This window comes from Corynebacterium meitnerae, assembly GCF_027570075.1.
GTDB classification, from domain to species: domain Bacteria; phylum Actinomycetota; class Actinomycetes; order Mycobacteriales; family Mycobacteriaceae; genus Corynebacterium; species Corynebacterium meitnerae.
The window spans coordinates 50,332-66,847 of record NZ_JAKMUS010000006.1; the positions used below are offsets into that span (position 1 = coordinate 50,332).

The window sequence follows — 16,516 nt, forward strand, 5'->3', positions numbered from 1 at the left end:
CCGGGGTAAAAGAATTTTCCCGAAGCACTAGCGCTTCGGCGCGATCTGTGATCTTCTTGTTGCCAGACGATCCGGGGGGATCGTGAAGCAAGGGGGGATTCTTTCATGCTTGGGCTCGATAATGACCCAATCCGTGTTGTGCCCGCAGGGGAGCACGCGGAGTATGCGCTGGATGCAGCGCCACCGTTGCCGTCGGGAAAGCTCGAGGCAGAGACCGTGCCACAGGCAGTGCGCCGGCCACCGGAACCGTTGATGAAGGTGGTCATGCCCATCGTCATGGTTGCGGCGATCGGCGCGATGGTGGCCATCATGGCGCTGTCTGGCCGTGGCGTGAGCCCCATGATGATGGTGTTTCCACTCATGATGGTCATGGGGCTACTGACCATGCTGAACCCGCCGGAGAAGGCGGGGGATATTGATGAATCGCGCCGGGTCTATCTGCGTCACCTTGACGCGTTGGCGGCGCGTGCCCGGGAAAATGGTGCGCAGCAGCGTGAACACATCGAGTTCTTTCACCCGCACCCAACGACGCTGGTCAACGGGGTGGATGCGCAGCGCGTGTGGGAGCGTGGCCGCGAACACCCGCGGGCATTAGAGGTCCGGGTGGGAGTGGGGATGACGCGGATGAGCACGCCTATCGACGTCCCTGATCCCGGCTCTCCCGAAGACCTCGACCCAGTGTGCGCGGTGAGTCTACGCCGCACGATCGCCGCCGTGAGCACCGTGCCGCATGTGCCGGTGATCGTGCAGCTAGAAGCCTTCCCCACGGTGACGTTGACCGGGCCGGATGCGCGAAACGTGGCGCGATCCATCATCGCGCAGCTCGCGTTCTTCCATGGGCCGGAGCTCGTGGGGCTGCACATCGCGGCGGAGGGTTGCGAGTGGGCGAAGTGGTTGCCGCACACCAAGGACCCTGAATCCGCCGCGTTCACCGTGGCCGTGGTGGAGGCAGGCTCGCCGGAGGCCATCGCCGCCTCACATAACTGCGTTATCGCTGTTCACGACGGTGAAACCTCGCTCATCCAGGACGATTCGCTGCACCTCGTGTGCGATGGGGAGCTGCACGCCGTCACGGCCGCAGGAAAAGAAAAGCTGGGGCTTATCGACGTTCTGCCCACCCCCGCCGCCGAATTCATCGCCCGCAACCTCTCTTTTTACCGCCGCCCCGATTCCGCAGCCGGTCATGGCAACGGCGACCTGTTGGAACTGTTGGGCCTGGGTGATGTGGACTCCCTGACACCAGCCGCGATGTGGCCGGGCCGGGAGGGGACGCGCCTGAAACTCATGGTGCCGATTGGGACGGACGGGCCGGGTGCCAGCGGTGCTCCTGTGTACCTTGACCTCAAAGAATCCGCTCACGGCGGGATGGGTCCGCATGGGCTGTGCATTGGGGCGACGGGCAGTGGAAAATCGGAATTACTCAAGACTCTCGTTGCCGCACTCGCCGCAACTCATTCGCCGGACGAACTGAACTTGGTGCTGGTGGATTTCAAAGGTGGCGCGACGTTTTTGGGGTGTGAGGATTTGCCGCATACCTCCGCCGTGATCACCAACCTGGAAAACGAAGCGGTGCTGGTGGAGCGCATGTTTGATGCGATCTCCGGTGAGATGAACCGCCGCCAAGAGCTGCTGCGTGCGGCCGGTAATTTTGCCAATGTCACTGATTACAACGCCGCACGGATGAGCACGCGCCCGGAGTTGGAGCCGTTGCCGGCACTGCTCATCGTGGTGGATGAGTTTTCTGAACTGTTGGGGCAGCACCCGAATTTTGCGGAGCTGTTCGTCGCGGTGGGTCGGTTGGGGCGCTCGCTGGGCGTGCATCTTCTGCTTGCCTCTCAGCGCCTGGAGGAAGGAAAGCTCCGTGGCCTTGATTCGCACCTGTCCTACCGGATTGGTTTGCGCACGTTCTCTTCTGCGGAATCCCGCCAGGTTCTGGGGGTCCCGGATGCCTATGAGCTGCCAGCGGATCCAGGCTCGGGCTACCTCAAAACCGCATCGAGTGAGGTCATGCGCTTCAAGGCGGCCTACGTTTCTGGTCCGTTGATGCGGCGCATGCACGACGCCCCGGCACCTACCGGCGTGCGGGTGTTCACTGGGTGGGAAGCAGACGTGGCCCCGGAGATGACCGCGGATGATTCGACCACTCTGCTCGACGCCGTGGTCAGCGCCGCCCGCGTTGCCGCTGATCTTCGTGGGGAAGAAGCCCGGAAGATCTGGTTGCCACCGCTGCCCGCGCGGGTGAGTCTGCCCGCGGTGTGTGAGCCGGTAGGGGAACTTGCGGCATCAATTGGGCTGGTGGATGACCCGTACCGCCAACGCCAGGATCCGTTCATCTGCGATCTCAACACTGCGGGTGGGCATCTTGCCATTGCGGGTGGCCCGCAGACCGGGAAATCGATGGCGGTGCGCACCCTGGTCACGGCACTCGCGGCCACGCACACGACGAACCAGATCGGCTTCTACATCATTGATGCCGGTAGCGGGGAGCACGAAGCTCTTGAATCCTTGCCACACGTAGCCGGTGTCGCTGAGCGCGCTGATGAAGAAAAGGTGCGCAGGATCATCGATGAGATTGAAGGCTTCATCGATAATCCGGGCGCAGACAATAGGTCCGCCCACACCGTCCTTGTCATTGATGGCTGGCATTCGCTGACCGCACCCGATTCCAAGCTGGAGGATCTCCGGGACTCCCTCGCGCGTATCGCTTCTGATGGGCCTGCCGCCGGGATTCACCTGGTGATCACTACCCAGCGCTGGAACGCGATCCGGCCGAATGTGCGCGATCTCGTGGGCACGCGTTTGGAGCTCAAGCTTACGGAGCCGATGGATTCCGTCATTGACCGCAAAGCACAAGAAAAACTGCCCGCGCTGCCCGGCCGCGGCATCACACCGCAGGGGCAAAGCATGCTCGTGGCAGCCACCGCGAAAGAGGACATCGCCCACGTTGCCGCGCAGGCGGCAGGCCAAGTGCCGGTGCCGAAGCTGAAGGTGTTGCCGAGGTTTGTGGGGTTGGGGGAGACGTCGACAAGCATTCTGCTCGGTCTCGGCGGGCGCGATCTTGGCCCGATCCACCTTGAAGCGCAGCACCTCGTGGCAATTGGTGCGGCGGGCTCCGGCAAAACCACTCTCATCGACACGATCTTCGTGCAGGTCGCTGGGCTTCCGCGGGAGGAGGCGCGCATTGTTCTGCTTGATCCGCGGCGCGCGCACCTGGCTCATGCGGAGCATGCGATGGTTGCGGCGTACGGCAGTTCCACCGACGCGATGCGCACCGCGATTGCGGATGCCGCGGCCACGCTCACCGCGCGTCTGCCCGGCGCGGAGGTCACCGCGGAGCAGCTCGCCGCGCGCTCTTGGTGGAGTGGCCCGGATATTTACCTGCTTATCGACGACCTCGAGCTCCTCCCGCCCGAACACCTCCAGCCCCTTCTGCCCTTGTTGCCGCACGCCCACGACATCGGTCTGCACATCGTTGTTGCGCGCAAATTCGGTGGCGCTGCGCGGGCGATGCTGTCCCAATTCATGTCCAGCCTGCGCGATCAATTGCCGGATGCCGTCATCTTCTCGGGCACGCGCGAAGAAGGCGAACTCTTCGGCGTGCGGCCAATTCCACTGGATCCGGGCCGCGGCATCCTTGTCCGCGCCGGGAGCAATGCTGGCCCGATCCAAATTGCCACACGTAAGGAGGCGCCATGACCCACACGCTTCACCAGCCGCGCCAGGTGCTGCGCATCGATGTGTCCGAAGGCTGCGCGATCTTCAGTGGAGCCGCGAGTTTGCATCGTTTCGATGAGCCGACCGCTGCCGACATCGCCACCACCGTCCGCGGCCTGCTGGCTGATCAGCCCACCTCCGTGCACATCGAGGTCGCCGCCGACGATGAGCTCGTGGCTGAGCTTCGCGCGCTGCTCACCGAGTACACGGTAGAGGCGTCCTCGCTTATCGACGTCCCTCCGCCCGCCCCTCCCACCTCCGAATGGGAGACCATCACGGTGCCCCGGCCCACCCTGGATGTGGAGGACAAAGGCCGGCAGATCAACCTCATGCTCATCGGTGTTGTCGGTGCAGTGATTCTGCTGTGTGCTGCGGCGATCTGGTTTGTCATGGGGCGCGTGGCGGGGCAGCCGGAGGTGGCGGCGGTGCAGGAGACGTCGATAAGCACTCCTTCGACGACGCGCACCAGCGCACCATCACCGACTGCTCCTGCGCCAGAGCCGGAGACCGTGACGTTGAGCCAAGCGGGCTTGAGCGTTGAGCTGCCCGCGGGCTTTGCGCTCGCCCCGGATGAGGACATGTGGCGCGCTACCGGCCCCGACCCAGACCTGCGCATCCAATTTGCCGTTGACCCTCTATATGGGGTGCCGGCGGACGCTGTCTTGGACCAAGTGGAAAGGGAAATCAGCGAAGACCCGGAACTCACTTTGCTGGAACGCGCCGACGGGAAGATCCGCTACCGGCACATGCTGCCCGACGGGTCGGAGGCCCTTTGGGCTGCGTGGGCGGAACACGGCCACCAGATTTCACTCGGCTGCCACACACGCACAGCCCCAACAACCATTCAATTGACCGCCTGCACGATGGCTAACAACACCGCGCGGTTCAACCCGCCCTAGTTAAAAGTGCAGGTAGGCCGCGTGCGGAATAATTTTTCGCACAAATTTGGATTGTGAGGGAACCAAATGGGGCCCTGAAGCAGTCTAAGTAGATAGGTAAGGCGCCAATCGGGGAGCCGAACCACGTCAACCAAGTCAGATAACCACCAATCGGGGGGAAAGATGAGTAACGACCAATTCAGGACAGAAGCCGACGTCATGCGCACGTCCGCGAACAACGTGGACGCGACCAATGACGCGGTGAACACGGAACTCAACCGTCTCCAGGACGTCGCGGAATCCACCCGCAGCTACTGGACCGGCGAGGCACAGGCAAGCTTCGACGGCCTCATGCGCCGTTTCGACGACGCTGAGCGCCGTCTCAGCGAAGCCCTGCGCGGCATCGCAGACAACATCCGCGACAACGCCAGCAACTTCGAGCACGTGGAGGCGACGAACTCTGAGTCCTTCTCCTCTGTCGGGTCCGCTGGACTGGCGCTGTAAGCCGCTGACACTCGCACACCACGTAGACGACTGAAGACGACTGAAGACTAAGGAGATCCACACCATGTCCATCATTAAGTACAGCTTTGCGTCCCTGTCGGGCGCAGCCGAAGACATCGAGACATCGTCCCGCACCATCCAAGGCCAGTTGGAAGACCTCAAGGCCCAGATCAAGCCGATGGTGGCCAGCTGGGAAGGTGACTCCGCTATGAGCTACCAGCAGCACCAAGCCAAGTGGGATGCCGCTGCGGCGGAGCTCGCTGTGATCCTGTCCACCATTGGTCGCGCGGTTGAAGAGGGCAACCAGCGCATGAAGGCCGTCAACACTGCTGCGGCAAACAGCTGGGCTTAGGAAGGGGTGATTCATACGGCAGCTACGAATACGTAATTCTGACCCAATTCTGTTGGGGCAGGTGCGATAGATGGTCATAAAACGCCGGGGAGCGGAGAAAATCCGTTCCCCGGTGTTTTGGGTTTTTGGGGGCCAGTGCTTTAAAGTTTATGGCCTGTGTGTTTTCTTACCGGGCATAGTTATGCCTGGCCCACCTCACCGGGTCTCCACCGGCCGCCGGATAGGGGAGGGAACTTAAGGGAGCGCGCCATGGCCGGCAGCCTTCTAGATTTAAGACTTCAAGGAGTCATGAATGTCTACCTACCACCCGAAGAGCGGTGACATTACCCGTAAGTGGTACGTCATCGACGCTACCGACGTGGTGCTGGGCAAGCTTGCTTCCACCGCAGCTGACCTGCTGCGCGGTAAGCACAAGCCGCAGTTCGCACCGAACGTCGACACCGGCGACCATGTCATTGTCATCAATGCTGACAAGGTCCACATTTCTTCCAACAAGCGTGAGCGTGAAATGCGTTACCGTCACTCCGGTTACCCGGGTGGCCTGCGTTCCATCACTCTCGGCCGCGCTCTGGACGAGCGTCCGGACCGTGTCATCGAGGAGGCAATCAAGGGCATGATGCCGCACAACCGCCTCTCCCGTCAGTCCATTAAGAAGCTTCACGTCTACGTCGGCTCTGAGCACCCGCACGAGGCGCAGAAGCCGGAGACCTTCGAGTTTAAGCAGGTGGCGCAGTAATGACCGAGCCGAACATCACCCCAGATACCGCTAGCGATCTCGCTGGCGAGACCGACATCGACGCTGCAACCGCGGCTACCGAGGAGTTCAACTACACCATCGGTGACGCAGTCGCTGCCGAGTCTGATTCCCAGGATGACGTTGTGGCTGAGGCCCCGGCGTACCACGAGGGCCCGATCCAGACCGTCGGTCGTCGTAAGCGCGCTATTGCTCGCGTGACCGTCGTTGAGGGCGAGGGCAAGATCACCATCAATGGCCGCGACATCGAGGACTACTTCCCGAACAAGCTGCACCAGCAGGACATCCTGTCCCCGCTGGTTCTGCTGGAGCGTGAAGGCCAGTTCGACATCAAGGCCAACATCGGCGGCGGTGGCCCGACCGGCCAGGCTGGCGCACTGCGTCTGGCTATTGCTCGCGCGCTGAACATCTACAACCCGGCTGAGCGCCCGACCTTGAAGAAGGCTGGCTTCCTCACCCGTGACGCTCGTGCTGTTGAGCGCAAGAAGGCTGGTCTGCACAAGGCCCGTCGCGCACCGCAGTACTCCAAGCGTTAATCGCTGCTCTCAGCGCAGTTGAAGCGCCACTATCCCCGCTGTGGGGTGGTGGCGCTTTCGCGTTGCATGGGGTGGGGCAGGCATACTTGGTGGCTATGACTCGACTTTTTGGAACTGACGGTGTGCGTGGCCTTGCTAATGAGAAGTTGACGGCCCCACTGGCGATGAAGCTCGGACAGGCAGCAGCAACGGTGCTGACGGAGACGAAGCGTTCCAAGCAGCGTCGCGCCACGGCGATCATCGGCCGTGACCCGCGCGTGTCGGGGGAGATGTTGGCGGCGGCGATGGCGGCTGGGATGGCGTCGAAAGGCGTTGACGTGCTGCGCGTGGGCGTGATTCCTACGCCGGGCCTGGCATTCCTCACCGATGATTACGGCGCAGATATCGGCGTGATGATCTCCGCGTCGCACAACCCCATGCCGGACAACGGCATCAAGTTCTTCTCAGCAGGGGGCAAGAAGCTTGACGACGATGTGGAGGACCGCATCGAACGCGCCATGGCTGACCTCGACGAGGGGGGCCCCACCGGCACCGGCATTGGCCGCATCTTGGAAGAGTCCCCGGATGCTTTCAAGCGCTACCTGGAGCACTTGAAGGAATCAGTGACCACGCCATTGAACGGCCTGAAGGTCGTGGTGGACTGCGCTAACGGTGCAGCGTCCCGGATTGCGCCGGATGCGTACGCGGCAGCGGGCGCGGAAGTTATCCCGATTTTCCACCAGCCGAACGCGTTCAACATCAACGACAACGCTGGCTCCACCCACATTGAGCAGACCCAGAAGGCAGTGGTGGCTCACGGCGCTGACCTGGGACTGGCTCACGATGGTGATGCGGACCGTTGCCTCGCCGTCGACGCCGAAGGAAATGTGGTTGACGGGGATCAGATCATGGCGATTTTGGCTGTGGATATGAAGGAGAAGTCGTCGTTACGCAAAAACACGCTGGTGGCGACTGTGATGAGCAACCTTGGCCTGAAACTCGCGATGGAGCGCGAGGGCATCGAGGTGCGCGAGACTAAGGTCGGCGACCGTTACGTGCTCGAGGAGCTTGGCCGCGGCGACTTCTCTCTCGGCGGCGAGCAGTCCGGCCACGTTGTGATCCCGGAGCGCGCCACCACCGGCGACGGCACGCTGTGTGGGCTGATGCTCATGCAGCGCATGGCGGAAACCGGCAAGAGCCTCAAGGAACTCGCGAGCGTGATGACGGTTCTGCCGCAGGTGCTCATCAACGTGCCTGTGTCCGATAAAACCCGCATTCTCGACGATGCTGGGGTGAAGGAGGCCATCTGCGAAGCCGAAGCTGAGCTGGGTTCCAGCGGCCGCGTGCTGCTGCGCCCATCCGGCACGGAAGAGCTGTTCCGCGTCATGGTTGAGGCTGCGGAAGAAGAGCAGGCCCGTCGGGTCGCAGGACGCCTCGCCGCGGTGGTTGCGGCCGCGTAGGTACCCCCGCTGAAAAAAGTTTGGAATTCGAGGGAACCAAACAGGGGGTTAAGGCAGTCTAAGTCTATGGAAGATAAAGACTGCCGCCTGCCATAGGCGGCTCGACCAAGCGGGGGGATTCAATTGAGCACGCCTTTAGAGCTCGATCCGGATGATTTCCGGGAGCGTATTCGCACTGCCATTGAGCAGTACAACGAGGCCATTAAAGAGCTCGTGGCCAACAAACCGGAGATCAATCCGGCAATGTTCGGGGAAGGGTTCATAAGCCACGGGGAGGCCGTCGCCGCGTCCGTGAACAGTGTGTATGAGCGGACTCTCGTGCGGTTGCGGTCGCGCGTTGCGCAGTACGAGTCTATGCTCGCGTTATCGGGGGATGTGTCGTCGGTTGACGGCACGAACGCAGGGGGGTTTAACACTCATGAGTAATGCGCAGGTCAAAGAAGGCCTGGATGCCATCGCGCGCGAGGTCGCCACAGTTCCAGGTATTTCGCTTGCCGACGTCTCCCGCATCCAATCCCACGTCAACACCATCTCCGCCAAGCTGGATTGGACCAATGGGATGGATACGTCCACGCTGCCGGGGCAAGTGCGGCGTGTTAACCCTGTGCCGTCGCGTGGCGGCAAGGGCAGTGGGCTGGGTGGTCTGGGTGGTCTGGGTGGTGGTCTGCTTGGCGTGCTGAGCACCTTCGCACCATTCCTTTTCGGTGGTGGCAGTAGCGGTGAGTCCTCCTGGCTGGAAGACGTGGGTATTTCTGGCCACGAGCAAGCCCAGGACGCCGAGCAGGCTGAGCATTCTGACGCGCTTGATGAGCTCTGCGTTCAAACCCAATGCTGCGTTGATTCCGTCAAGGAGATCAACGATGACGCGGAGATCGGCATCAACGAAATCATCCAGGTGGTCTTGAGCCTCATTTCGTTGTTGAAGATTCACCCGCTGGTCCGCATCGGTGCCCTCGCCTTGGGGCCGATCGTGGACGGGCTCTTCTCCATTGAAAAGACCGTGGAGGACCGCAATGAGTCCATCGGGTGTTGCTACCAGCGCCTCGATGAGCTCTGTGTTGAGAGTGACACGCCTCCGTCGGCGCCCAAGGAGTACTGCCCGCCGAAAGCCCAGACTCCACCGCCGTGCCCGCCAGCGCCGCTGCCGACGTCGCCTGCTGCCCCCGCGCCGGCTCCCACACCTGCTCCCGCACCGGCTCCTGCTCCGGCGCCTTCCGTTGGATCCGTTGACCTTCCTACCGCCCCTGCGTCGGCCATCGGAGTTGGCAGTGGAGTTGGCAGTGGAGTTGGCAGTGGGGCGCTGAATGTGAACTTCAACACGAATATCAACACGAATATCAACACGAATATCAACATTTGCCCGCCACAGATTCCGCAGCTGCCCACGCCACCACAGCCTGGGCCTGCGAGTATCTGCCTGCTGGAGCAGTTCGCAGCGGGGGTGGAGTGCTTCAAGCAGACGATCGAGGAATGCTTGCCAAAGATCGAATGCGAGCCGCCCGCCCCAGCCCCAGAGCCTGAGCCAGCCCCAGAGCCTGAGCCGGCACCGAAACCGAAGGAAGAGGACTGCCTGCCAGTCCAACCGGAGCCGGAAACACCGCCCGAAAAGCTGGCGCACATGCAGGAGCCACCACCGCCACCGAAGGGTGGAAGTGTTCCGGCGGCTGCTGAATCAGCAGCCGCAGCACCTGCCGAACCTGCCGCCGACAACGGCGCTGAACCCAAAGAAGATCACCACCGCACACGAAAGACGAGGACCTGGTAATGGAATTCAGTGATTACGCAGAGCAGTTCCGGCGCCGCACGGCCTACCGGATGGCTGAGTTTGAGAAGGTTCTCAAGCACTCGCAACGCCAGATGGAAGAACTGGCGCGACAGCAGGCCCTAGCCAAGGAAATGAACATTCCGAAACCACCACCAATGACCCCGCGCGGGGTTTACCGGGGATTCCGGCCAGGCAAAATCCAGGGAGTGCTGCGGAAAGAAGGCCCAGCAGACAACGCTGAGTAGTGCTGGGTAGCGCTGAGTAGCGCTGCTGGCTAGAACAGGCTGATGGCGCCACCGTCAGCCAGGCCGGCTTGCTCGGCGAGATCGTGACCAAAGACAGACTCCACGCCCTTGCCACTTGCATCTTCTTCGGAGTAGCCGCTGCAAACCTTTTCCCCACCCAGCTGGTGGAGGAAGTAGCCGGTGATCAGGGCGCGCACGGTTTCCTGCACGCTGGTCTTGGTGCGGCCGGTGCCCAGCAGCAGTTTCGCCAGGGAGTCCTCACTGAATGCCTGCTGGTTACCGTTCTTCACGGTGCGGTACACCACCGGGCCGGACCAGTTGTAGGCAAGCTTGGCGGGGTTGCCGGAGCCGAGGATGCCATCGGAATCATCATCAGGGCCGATCACCATGCCCGGCTTGAACAAACCACGCGCCGCCTTGATGGACGACGGTGCAACATCAGCGGGGTAGATCGCCGCGACGGCCTTCACCTGTGGGTTGTCCTCAGCGGCCAACACAGCGCAGCCGGCGCCCATGCCGTGGCCGGCGATGCCAAGCTTGTTGGGGGAGATGGTCACGTTGCCGTTGCCCATCTTCACACCAGCGAGGATCTGCAGCGCGGACACGAGATCAGCAGCGAACCCAGCGTGGTTGGGGCGCAGGTCCCGCTCAGTATCCGGCGCGGCAACTGCGATGCCCCAGCTGGCCAGGTGGCGCAGCGTCTTGTGGTAGTCGCCGACGCTCTTCATCCAGTCATGGCCGAAAGCGATACCGGGAACAGCTTTACCTTCAGCAGGCACGTAGACCTTGCCGGGTAGGCCGGTGAAGCCGAGGTCGCCCTCCATGACACGGTGGGGGCCTCGCTTGGACAGTTCACTGAGCTTCTTCAGGTTCGCAGACACGCCACCAACACTACTGCATCCGGTCCCGCGCCACGGGCGGACCTACTAGGGCGTTGTTGCTTCATAGATTAATGTGGTCCGCATGTGTGGAATCGTGGGATACGTAGGTAAGCAGCAAGCGCTCGGCATTGCGCTGGAAGCTTTGCGACGAATGGAGTACCGCGGATACGACTCCTCCGGCATCGCCGTCCTCGGCAACGGTCGCCTTAACGTGGCTAAGCGTGCCGGCAAGCTGCAGAATCTTGAGGACCGGATCGCTGAGATGGGGCCAGGCGTGATGGCCGGCACTACCGCCATTGGTCATACCCGTTGGGCTACTCATGGGCGTCCGACCGATGAGAATGCGCACCCGCATGTCTCTTTTGACGGCAAGGCGGCGATTGTTCACAACGGCATCATTGAGAATTTCGCACCGCTGCGCGAGCAGCTGGAGCGCGATGGTGTTCAGATGGTGTCTGACACGGACTCTGAGGTAGCGGCGCACCTGTTGGCGAAGGCGTACAACGAGGGGGAGACGGCGGGTGACTTTAAGGCGGCGTCGTTAAGCGTGCTCAACCGCCTTGAGGGCGCGTTCACCGTGCTGTTTACGCACGCTGACCACCCGGACACGATCATTGCGGCACGCCGCTCGACCCCGCTCATCGTGGGTGTGGGCGACGGTGAGATGTTCCTTGGCTCCGACGTCGCTGCCTTCATTGAGTACACGAAGGACGCGGTGGAGCTGGAGTCTGACTCCGTCGTGGTGATCACGAAGGATTCCTACGAGGTCCTCAACTTCGACGGCACGCCGAGCGAAGGCAAGCCGTTCACCATCGACTGGGACTTGGAAGCTGCGGAGAAGGGTGGCTTTGATTCCTTCATGATGAAGGAGATCTACGAGCAGCCCGCCGCCGTCCGCGATACGCTCGCTGGCCACTGGGATGGGCAGCGCGTAGTGCTGGATGAGAACACGATCTCCGACCGTGACCTGCAGTCCTTCGACCAGGTCTTCGTGGTGGCGTGCGGTTCGGCATACCACTCGGGTCTGGCCGCGAAGTACGCGATTGAGCACTGGGTGCGCATCCCGGTCCAGATCGAGGTGGCGTCTGAGTTCCGCTACCGCGACCCGGTGCTGGATGAGCGCACGCTCGTGCTGGCGATCTCCCAGTCCGGTGAGACTGCGGACACTCTTGAGGCCGTGCGCCACGCGAAGACGCAGGGCGCGAAGGTGCTCGCGGTGTGCAACACGAATGGCTCCCAGATTCCGCGCGAGTCGGACGCGGTGCTGTACACGCACGCTGGTCCGGAGATCGGTGTGGCGTCGACGAAGGCATTTCTCGCGCAGGTAGCAGCGAATTACATCGTCGGTCTGGCGCTCGCGCAGGCGAAGGGCACGAAGTACCCGGATGAGATCCGCGCGATCTGGGATGAGCTTGAGGCGATCCCGGCCAAGATCGAGGAAGCGTTGTCTAGCCATGATCAGGCGCAGCAGATCGCGTCAACGCTGGGTGCAGTGCCGACCATGCTGTTCCTGGGCCGTGGCGTCGGGTTCCCGATCGCCCTTGAGGGCGCGCTGAAGCTGAAGGAGCTCGCCTACATCCACGCGGAAGGTTTCGCAGCGGGTGAGCTGAAGCACGGCCCGATCGCGTTGATCGAGGACGATCTGCCGGTCGTGGTCATCGTGCCGAGCCCGCGCGGTTTGCCGCAGCTGCACTCGAAGATCGTGTCCAACATCCAGGAGATCAGGGCGCGTGGCGCGAAGACGATTGTCATCGGGGAGGAAGGCGACACCGCGGTGGAGCCGTACGCGAACTGGCTCATTCGGATTCCGCAGTCGCCGACGATCATGCAGCCGTTGCTGGCTACGGTGCCGTTGCAGTTCCTCGCGGCGTTCATTGCGCGTGAGTGTGGCAACGATGACATCGATAAGCCGCGCAACCTGGCTAAGTCGGTCACGGTCGAGTAGTGCTTGCCGCTCTCGGGTTCGCGTTCATTGACTCGATCAACCTGTTGTTGATCGGGGTGCTCGTCGCGGTGGGCATTGTTGCGCGTCGCTTTGGTGTGACAGCGGCGTTGCTTATCGCCGGCGACTGGCTCGGTGTCGCGTCCCTGGCATTTTTGATGCTCGTTGTTTTCGACGGGCTGGGCGATGTTGTTCATCGCTTCGTCGAAGGGCCAGTGTTTGGCATTCTGCTGATCGCCACTGGCTTGCTTACCGCCGTGCTGGCTGTGCGTGGCGGTGATAATTCCGGGCTGGTGGAGCGCATCATGCGGCCGCTGCGCACTCCGTCGGGGACGACGGTGTTGGTGGGTTTCGTGCTGGGCATCATCCAGTCGGCGACGTCGGTGCCGTTCTATGGGGGCTTGGCTGTGCTCTCCACGGCCGGTGTGCCGGTGGGGACTCGCTATGCCTTCTTGGTTCTGTACGCGACAGTGGCGCTGAGCTTGCCGACGTTGTGTGCCTTCCTCGTCGCCTGGGTTCGCCGCTATCCAGAGAGCCCGGCCGGCCGCGTGTTTGAGGCGGCGCGGCAGAATTCTGCGGCCGTATCCGCTGGTGCGACGTGGGCAGTGGCCGCCTTGTTGGCGGGTCTGGGTGTCCTGCATCTGGTGTGATGGGTGGCGGCTGGCACAATAGCAGCCATGAGTCCCGCCACCTTGACCATTGACCTCGGTGCGATTGCGCACAACACCGCTGTGATGAAGCGAGTGGCGGGTGATGCCAAGCTCATGTGCGTGGTCAAGGCGAATGCGTACAACCATGGCGCGCAGCGCGTCATCCCAGTCATGGACGCCGCTGGCGCAGACGCTTTTGGCGTAGCGACGTTCGCCGAAGCCGCCCAGATCCGCCCCCTCACCGACAAACCGGTGTTGGCCTGGATCTGGCAGCCGGGGGAAGAGATCCCTGCGGGCATTGAGGTAGGGGTGCCCGGCATGGAGCACCTCCGCTGGCTCCTGGAACAGGGGGAGAAGCGCCCTGTGTACCTCATCGTGGACACCGGCCTGAATCGGTCGGGCATTGATGAGGAGGACTGGGCAGAAGCCTTCGACCTCGCCGCCGGCTCCGAACTCGACGTCCGCGGGCTGATGTCGCACTTCGCCTGCGCCGATGAGCCGGACAACCCGCACAACCGCGTGCAGCGTGACACTTTTCAGCGCGCCATTGATCTCGCCCGGGCCCACGGGCTGGAGGTGCCGGTGAACCACCTGGCTAATTCGCCTGGCACGCTGACCGGTCCGGAGAATGCCTTCGGGATGGTGCGCCCTGGCATCGCGCTTTACGGGCTCGACCCGGTGGAGGGCACAGGCGCAGGTGCTGATCTCCAGCCAGCCATGACGTGGTCGGCCGGCATCACCGCCGTGAAACGCATCAGCAAAGGCGAAGGCGCCAGCTACAGCCTGACCTGGACGGCACCGGAAGATGGCTGGACTGCCATCGTCCCCGTGGGATACGCCGACGGACTTCCACGCGCGTGGCAAGACCACATCGAAGTGACCATTGGTGGCAACCGCTACCCGCAGGTCGGCCGCGTGTGCATGGACCAGTTCATCGTGTGGCTCGGCCCCGACCACACCGGCATTAATGTCGGGGATGAAGCAATCATCTTCGGCGAAGGTGGCATGAGTGCTGCTGAGCTGGCGCGCCGGGTGGGCACCATCCACTACGAAGTGGTGTGTAGGCCGGGTGGGCGTGTGGTGAGGGAATTCGTCGATAAGCAGGAGAGCCATGAAGCAACCGTTTGATGCCCCAGGAACCGTCGAATGCGCAACCGTTGAGGACACGCATGCGTTCGGCGAGCGGCTCGGCCAGGCGCTGGAGGCGGGCGATGTGGTGATTCTCGACGGTCCGCTCGGCGCCGGCAAAACCACCCTCACGCAAGGAATCGCGCGTGGCATGGGTGTGAAAGGGCGCGTGACCAGCCCGACCTTCATCATCGCGCGCGAACATAAAAACCCAACGGGCGGACCCGCGCTCGTGCACGTGGATGCCTACCGGCTCCTCGACAGCGTCGGCGGCACCGGCACGGTTGACCCGCTCGGCGAACTTGATGCGCTTGACCTTGACTCCGAGCTCGACAGCGCCGTCGTCGTGGCGGAGTGGGGCGGTGGCCTGGTTGAACAGCTGTCATCGCGCTACCTGCTGGTCACCCTTGACCGTGAGACCCGTGCCCTGGAAGACCCGGAATCGCAGGCCCGCATTATCTCCTGGGCGCCGTCGGAGTAGGGTTGTTCCCATGCAAAAGCTGACTGCAAGCCAAAAAGGCTGGACCGCCATTGTCGTCGCGCTGTGGGTGATTGTCCTCGCAGCCTTGATCTTTGTTACTCCGCGTTCGAACGCTGCTTCCGAGGCAAAGCCGCTCGGCGAGGTGGAAGCTTCGGGCTCGCTGGCAGCGACGCTGTCGAGCATGAAGCCGTCGGAGAGCGACGCCGTCGCTGCCGAGATCATTGACCTGCGCTACGTCTACGGCCAGGACGTCCAGGGCTTCGTGCCGGTGTGCAGCAACGAGCCGCAGCAGCTGGTTGACCTGAAGCTGAAGGCTGCCGGCGACCTCGCGGACCAGATCGACCTGGAGAGCGGCAACAACTACGTCCTCCTGTTTGAGGATCCGAGCGCGAACGCCACCGCGATTGATACTGTCCCGAGCAACGTGATGGACCTGTGTGGTGAGAACTACTTCCAGGAGATCTTCAGCACCGAGCAGGGCTTCCCGGTCCACTACGCCGGTGGCATGTGGCACTTCGGTCCGCGCATCCAGTAGATACAGCAGATACAGCAGATACAGCATGATTGTTCTCGCGCTTGATACGGCAACCACGGATTTGGTGGCCGGCATCGTTGATGCGCAGACGGGGGACACACTCGCGGAGGCAGTGACGCCGACGCGTTCGCACAATGAGCTGCTTGTCCCGACCGTGATGGAGCTGCTCGAATCCGCGCGCCTTGCATTCACCGACATCGAAGCGATCGTCGTGGGGTGTGGCCCCGGTCCGTTCACCGGGTTGCGTGTGGGCATGGCCACCGCGTCCGCGTTCGGGCAAGCCCTCGGTGTGCCAGTCCACGGCGTGTGCACGCATGATGCGGTTGCTTTGCTTATGCGCGGCTCCTCCCTCATCCTCACCGACGCCCGCCGCCGCGAGGTGTACTGGGCGCGCTACTCCGACGGCGAACGTGTCGCGGGGCCAGATGTGATTGCACCTGGCCAGCTGGAGGTGACTCCTGTGGATGTCGTGTCTGTCCCGGAGAACCTGCGCGACAAACTGCCGGAGGAACTCGTGTCTGCGGCTGGCACCGTGACGTACGAGGCGCCGCGTGCAGCCGCGCTCGTTGCCGCCGCGCGTGCTGCGGTGGGGGACCTGAGTGCGCCGGGTGAACCGCTCGTCCCGCTTTACCTGCGCCGCCCGGATGCGAAGGAACCTGCGCCGAAACCGCTGTCCCCAGCGATCCCACGCGTATCTGCAGTCGAGGAGTAA

General features: G+C 62.7%; 17 protein-coding genes. 16 read left to right on the plus strand and 1 reads right to left on the minus strand.

The window, feature by feature from the left end:
- Nucleotides 1-105: 105 nt before the first annotated feature.
- The 10 genes from eccCa (at nt 106) to L8U60_RS05250 (ending at nt 10,187) form a co-directional block, all read left to right on the plus strand.
- Nucleotides 106-3,696 carry a type VII secretion protein EccCa gene (gene eccCa, locus L8U60_RS05205; RefSeq protein WP_269965310.1) on the plus strand — a complete coding sequence of 1,197 codons (3,591 nt, stop codon included), beginning with the start codon at nt 106-108 and terminating at the stop codon, nt 3,694-3,696.
- Nucleotides 3,693-4,613: a type VII secretion-associated protein gene (locus L8U60_RS05210; protein WP_269965311.1), complete on the plus strand. Its 921-nt coding sequence runs from the start codon at nt 3,693-3,695 to the stop codon at nt 4,611-4,613. The genes eccCa and L8U60_RS05210 overlap by 4 nt, the downstream gene beginning before the upstream one ends.
- 162 nt (nt 4,614-4,775) lie before the next feature.
- Nucleotides 4,776-5,096 (plus strand): WXG100 family type VII secretion target, encoded by a 321-nt coding sequence (locus L8U60_RS05215; RefSeq protein WP_269965312.1) that lies wholly within the window; start codon nt 4,776-4,778, stop codon nt 5,094-5,096.
- A 70-nt stretch (nt 5,097-5,166) separates the two neighbouring features.
- A complete protein-coding gene (locus L8U60_RS05220) occupies nt 5,167-5,448 on the plus strand; it encodes a WXG100 family type VII secretion target (RefSeq protein ID WP_269965388.1) in 282 nt (93 codons plus the stop codon).
- Nucleotides 5,449-5,740: 292 nt separating this feature from the next.
- Entirely contained in the window at nt 5,741-6,184 is a 444-nt protein-coding gene (gene rplM, locus L8U60_RS05225; protein WP_269965313.1) for a 50S ribosomal protein L13, read from the plus strand.
- Nucleotides 6,184-6,738 carry a 30S ribosomal protein S9 gene (gene rpsI / locus L8U60_RS05230; RefSeq protein ID WP_269965314.1) on the plus strand — a complete coding sequence of 185 codons (555 nt, stop codon included), beginning with the start codon at nt 6,184-6,186 and terminating at the stop codon, nt 6,736-6,738. Before rplM ends, rpsI begins: the two co-directional genes overlap by 1 nt.
- Nucleotides 6,739-6,833: 95 nt before the next feature.
- Nucleotides 6,834-8,177, plus strand: coding sequence for a phosphoglucosamine mutase (gene glmM, locus L8U60_RS05235; protein WP_269965315.1), 1,344 nt, complete (start codon nt 6,834-6,836; stop codon nt 8,175-8,177).
- Nucleotides 8,178-8,300: 123 nt separating this feature from the next.
- Nucleotides 8,301-8,603, plus strand: a complete 303-nt coding sequence (locus L8U60_RS05240; protein WP_269965316.1) for a hypothetical protein — start codon at nt 8,301-8,303, stop codon at nt 8,601-8,603.
- Nucleotides 8,596-9,942 carry a hypothetical protein gene (locus L8U60_RS05245; protein ID WP_269965317.1) on the plus strand — a complete coding sequence of 449 codons (1,347 nt, stop codon included), beginning with the start codon at nt 8,596-8,598 and terminating at the stop codon, nt 9,940-9,942. Before L8U60_RS05240 ends, L8U60_RS05245 begins: the two co-directional genes overlap by 8 nt.
- Complete coding sequence (locus tag L8U60_RS05250) at nt 9,942-10,187, plus strand: hypothetical protein (RefSeq protein ID WP_269965318.1); 246 nt, start codon at nt 9,942-9,944, stop codon at nt 10,185-10,187. Before L8U60_RS05245 ends, L8U60_RS05250 begins: the two co-directional genes overlap by 1 nt.
- A gap of 29 nt (nt 10,188-10,216) precedes the next feature.
- On the opposite strand, the gene L8U60_RS05255 is transcribed toward L8U60_RS05250, so the two are convergent.
- On the minus strand, nt 10,217-11,068 hold the full coding sequence (locus L8U60_RS05255) for a dienelactone hydrolase family protein (protein WP_269965319.1): 852 nt from the start codon (nt 11,066-11,068) through the stop codon (nt 10,217-10,219).
- Between the two features lie 82 nt (nt 11,069-11,150).
- On the opposite strand from L8U60_RS05255, the gene glmS reads away from it, so the two are divergent.
- From glmS to tsaB, 6 genes are read left to right on the plus strand one after another with little or no spacing between them, the layout of a single operon-like run.
- The gene (gene glmS / locus L8U60_RS05260) at nt 11,151-13,013 is read left to right on the plus strand and encodes a glutamine--fructose-6-phosphate transaminase (isomerizing) (protein ID WP_269965320.1); all 1,863 of its coding nucleotides are present in this window, start codon (nt 11,151-11,153) and stop codon (nt 13,011-13,013) included.
- Nucleotides 13,013-13,660, plus strand: a complete 648-nt coding sequence (locus L8U60_RS05265) for a sulfite exporter TauE/SafE family protein (RefSeq protein WP_269965321.1) — start codon at nt 13,013-13,015, stop codon at nt 13,658-13,660. The genes glmS and L8U60_RS05265 overlap by 1 nt, the downstream gene beginning before the upstream one ends.
- Nucleotides 13,661-13,687: 27 nt before the next feature.
- Nucleotides 13,688-14,788, plus strand: a complete 1,101-nt coding sequence (gene alr / locus L8U60_RS05270; RefSeq protein WP_269965322.1) for an alanine racemase — start codon at nt 13,688-13,690, stop codon at nt 14,786-14,788.
- The gene (tsaE, locus tag L8U60_RS05275) at nt 14,772-15,269 is read left to right on the plus strand and encodes a tRNA (adenosine(37)-N6)-threonylcarbamoyltransferase complex ATPase subunit type 1 TsaE (protein ID WP_269965323.1); all 498 of its coding nucleotides are present in this window, start codon (nt 14,772-14,774) and stop codon (nt 15,267-15,269) included. The genes alr and tsaE overlap by 17 nt, the downstream gene beginning before the upstream one ends.
- A gap of 10 nt (nt 15,270-15,279) precedes the next feature.
- Nucleotides 15,280-15,804 (plus strand): hypothetical protein, encoded by a 525-nt coding sequence (locus L8U60_RS05280; protein ID WP_269965324.1) that lies wholly within the window; start codon nt 15,280-15,282, stop codon nt 15,802-15,804.
- A 25-nt stretch (nt 15,805-15,829) separates the two neighbouring features.
- Nucleotides 15,830-16,516 carry a tRNA (adenosine(37)-N6)-threonylcarbamoyltransferase complex dimerization subunit type 1 TsaB gene (gene tsaB / locus L8U60_RS05285; protein WP_269965325.1) on the plus strand — a complete coding sequence of 229 codons (687 nt, stop codon included), beginning with the start codon at nt 15,830-15,832 and terminating at the stop codon, nt 16,514-16,516.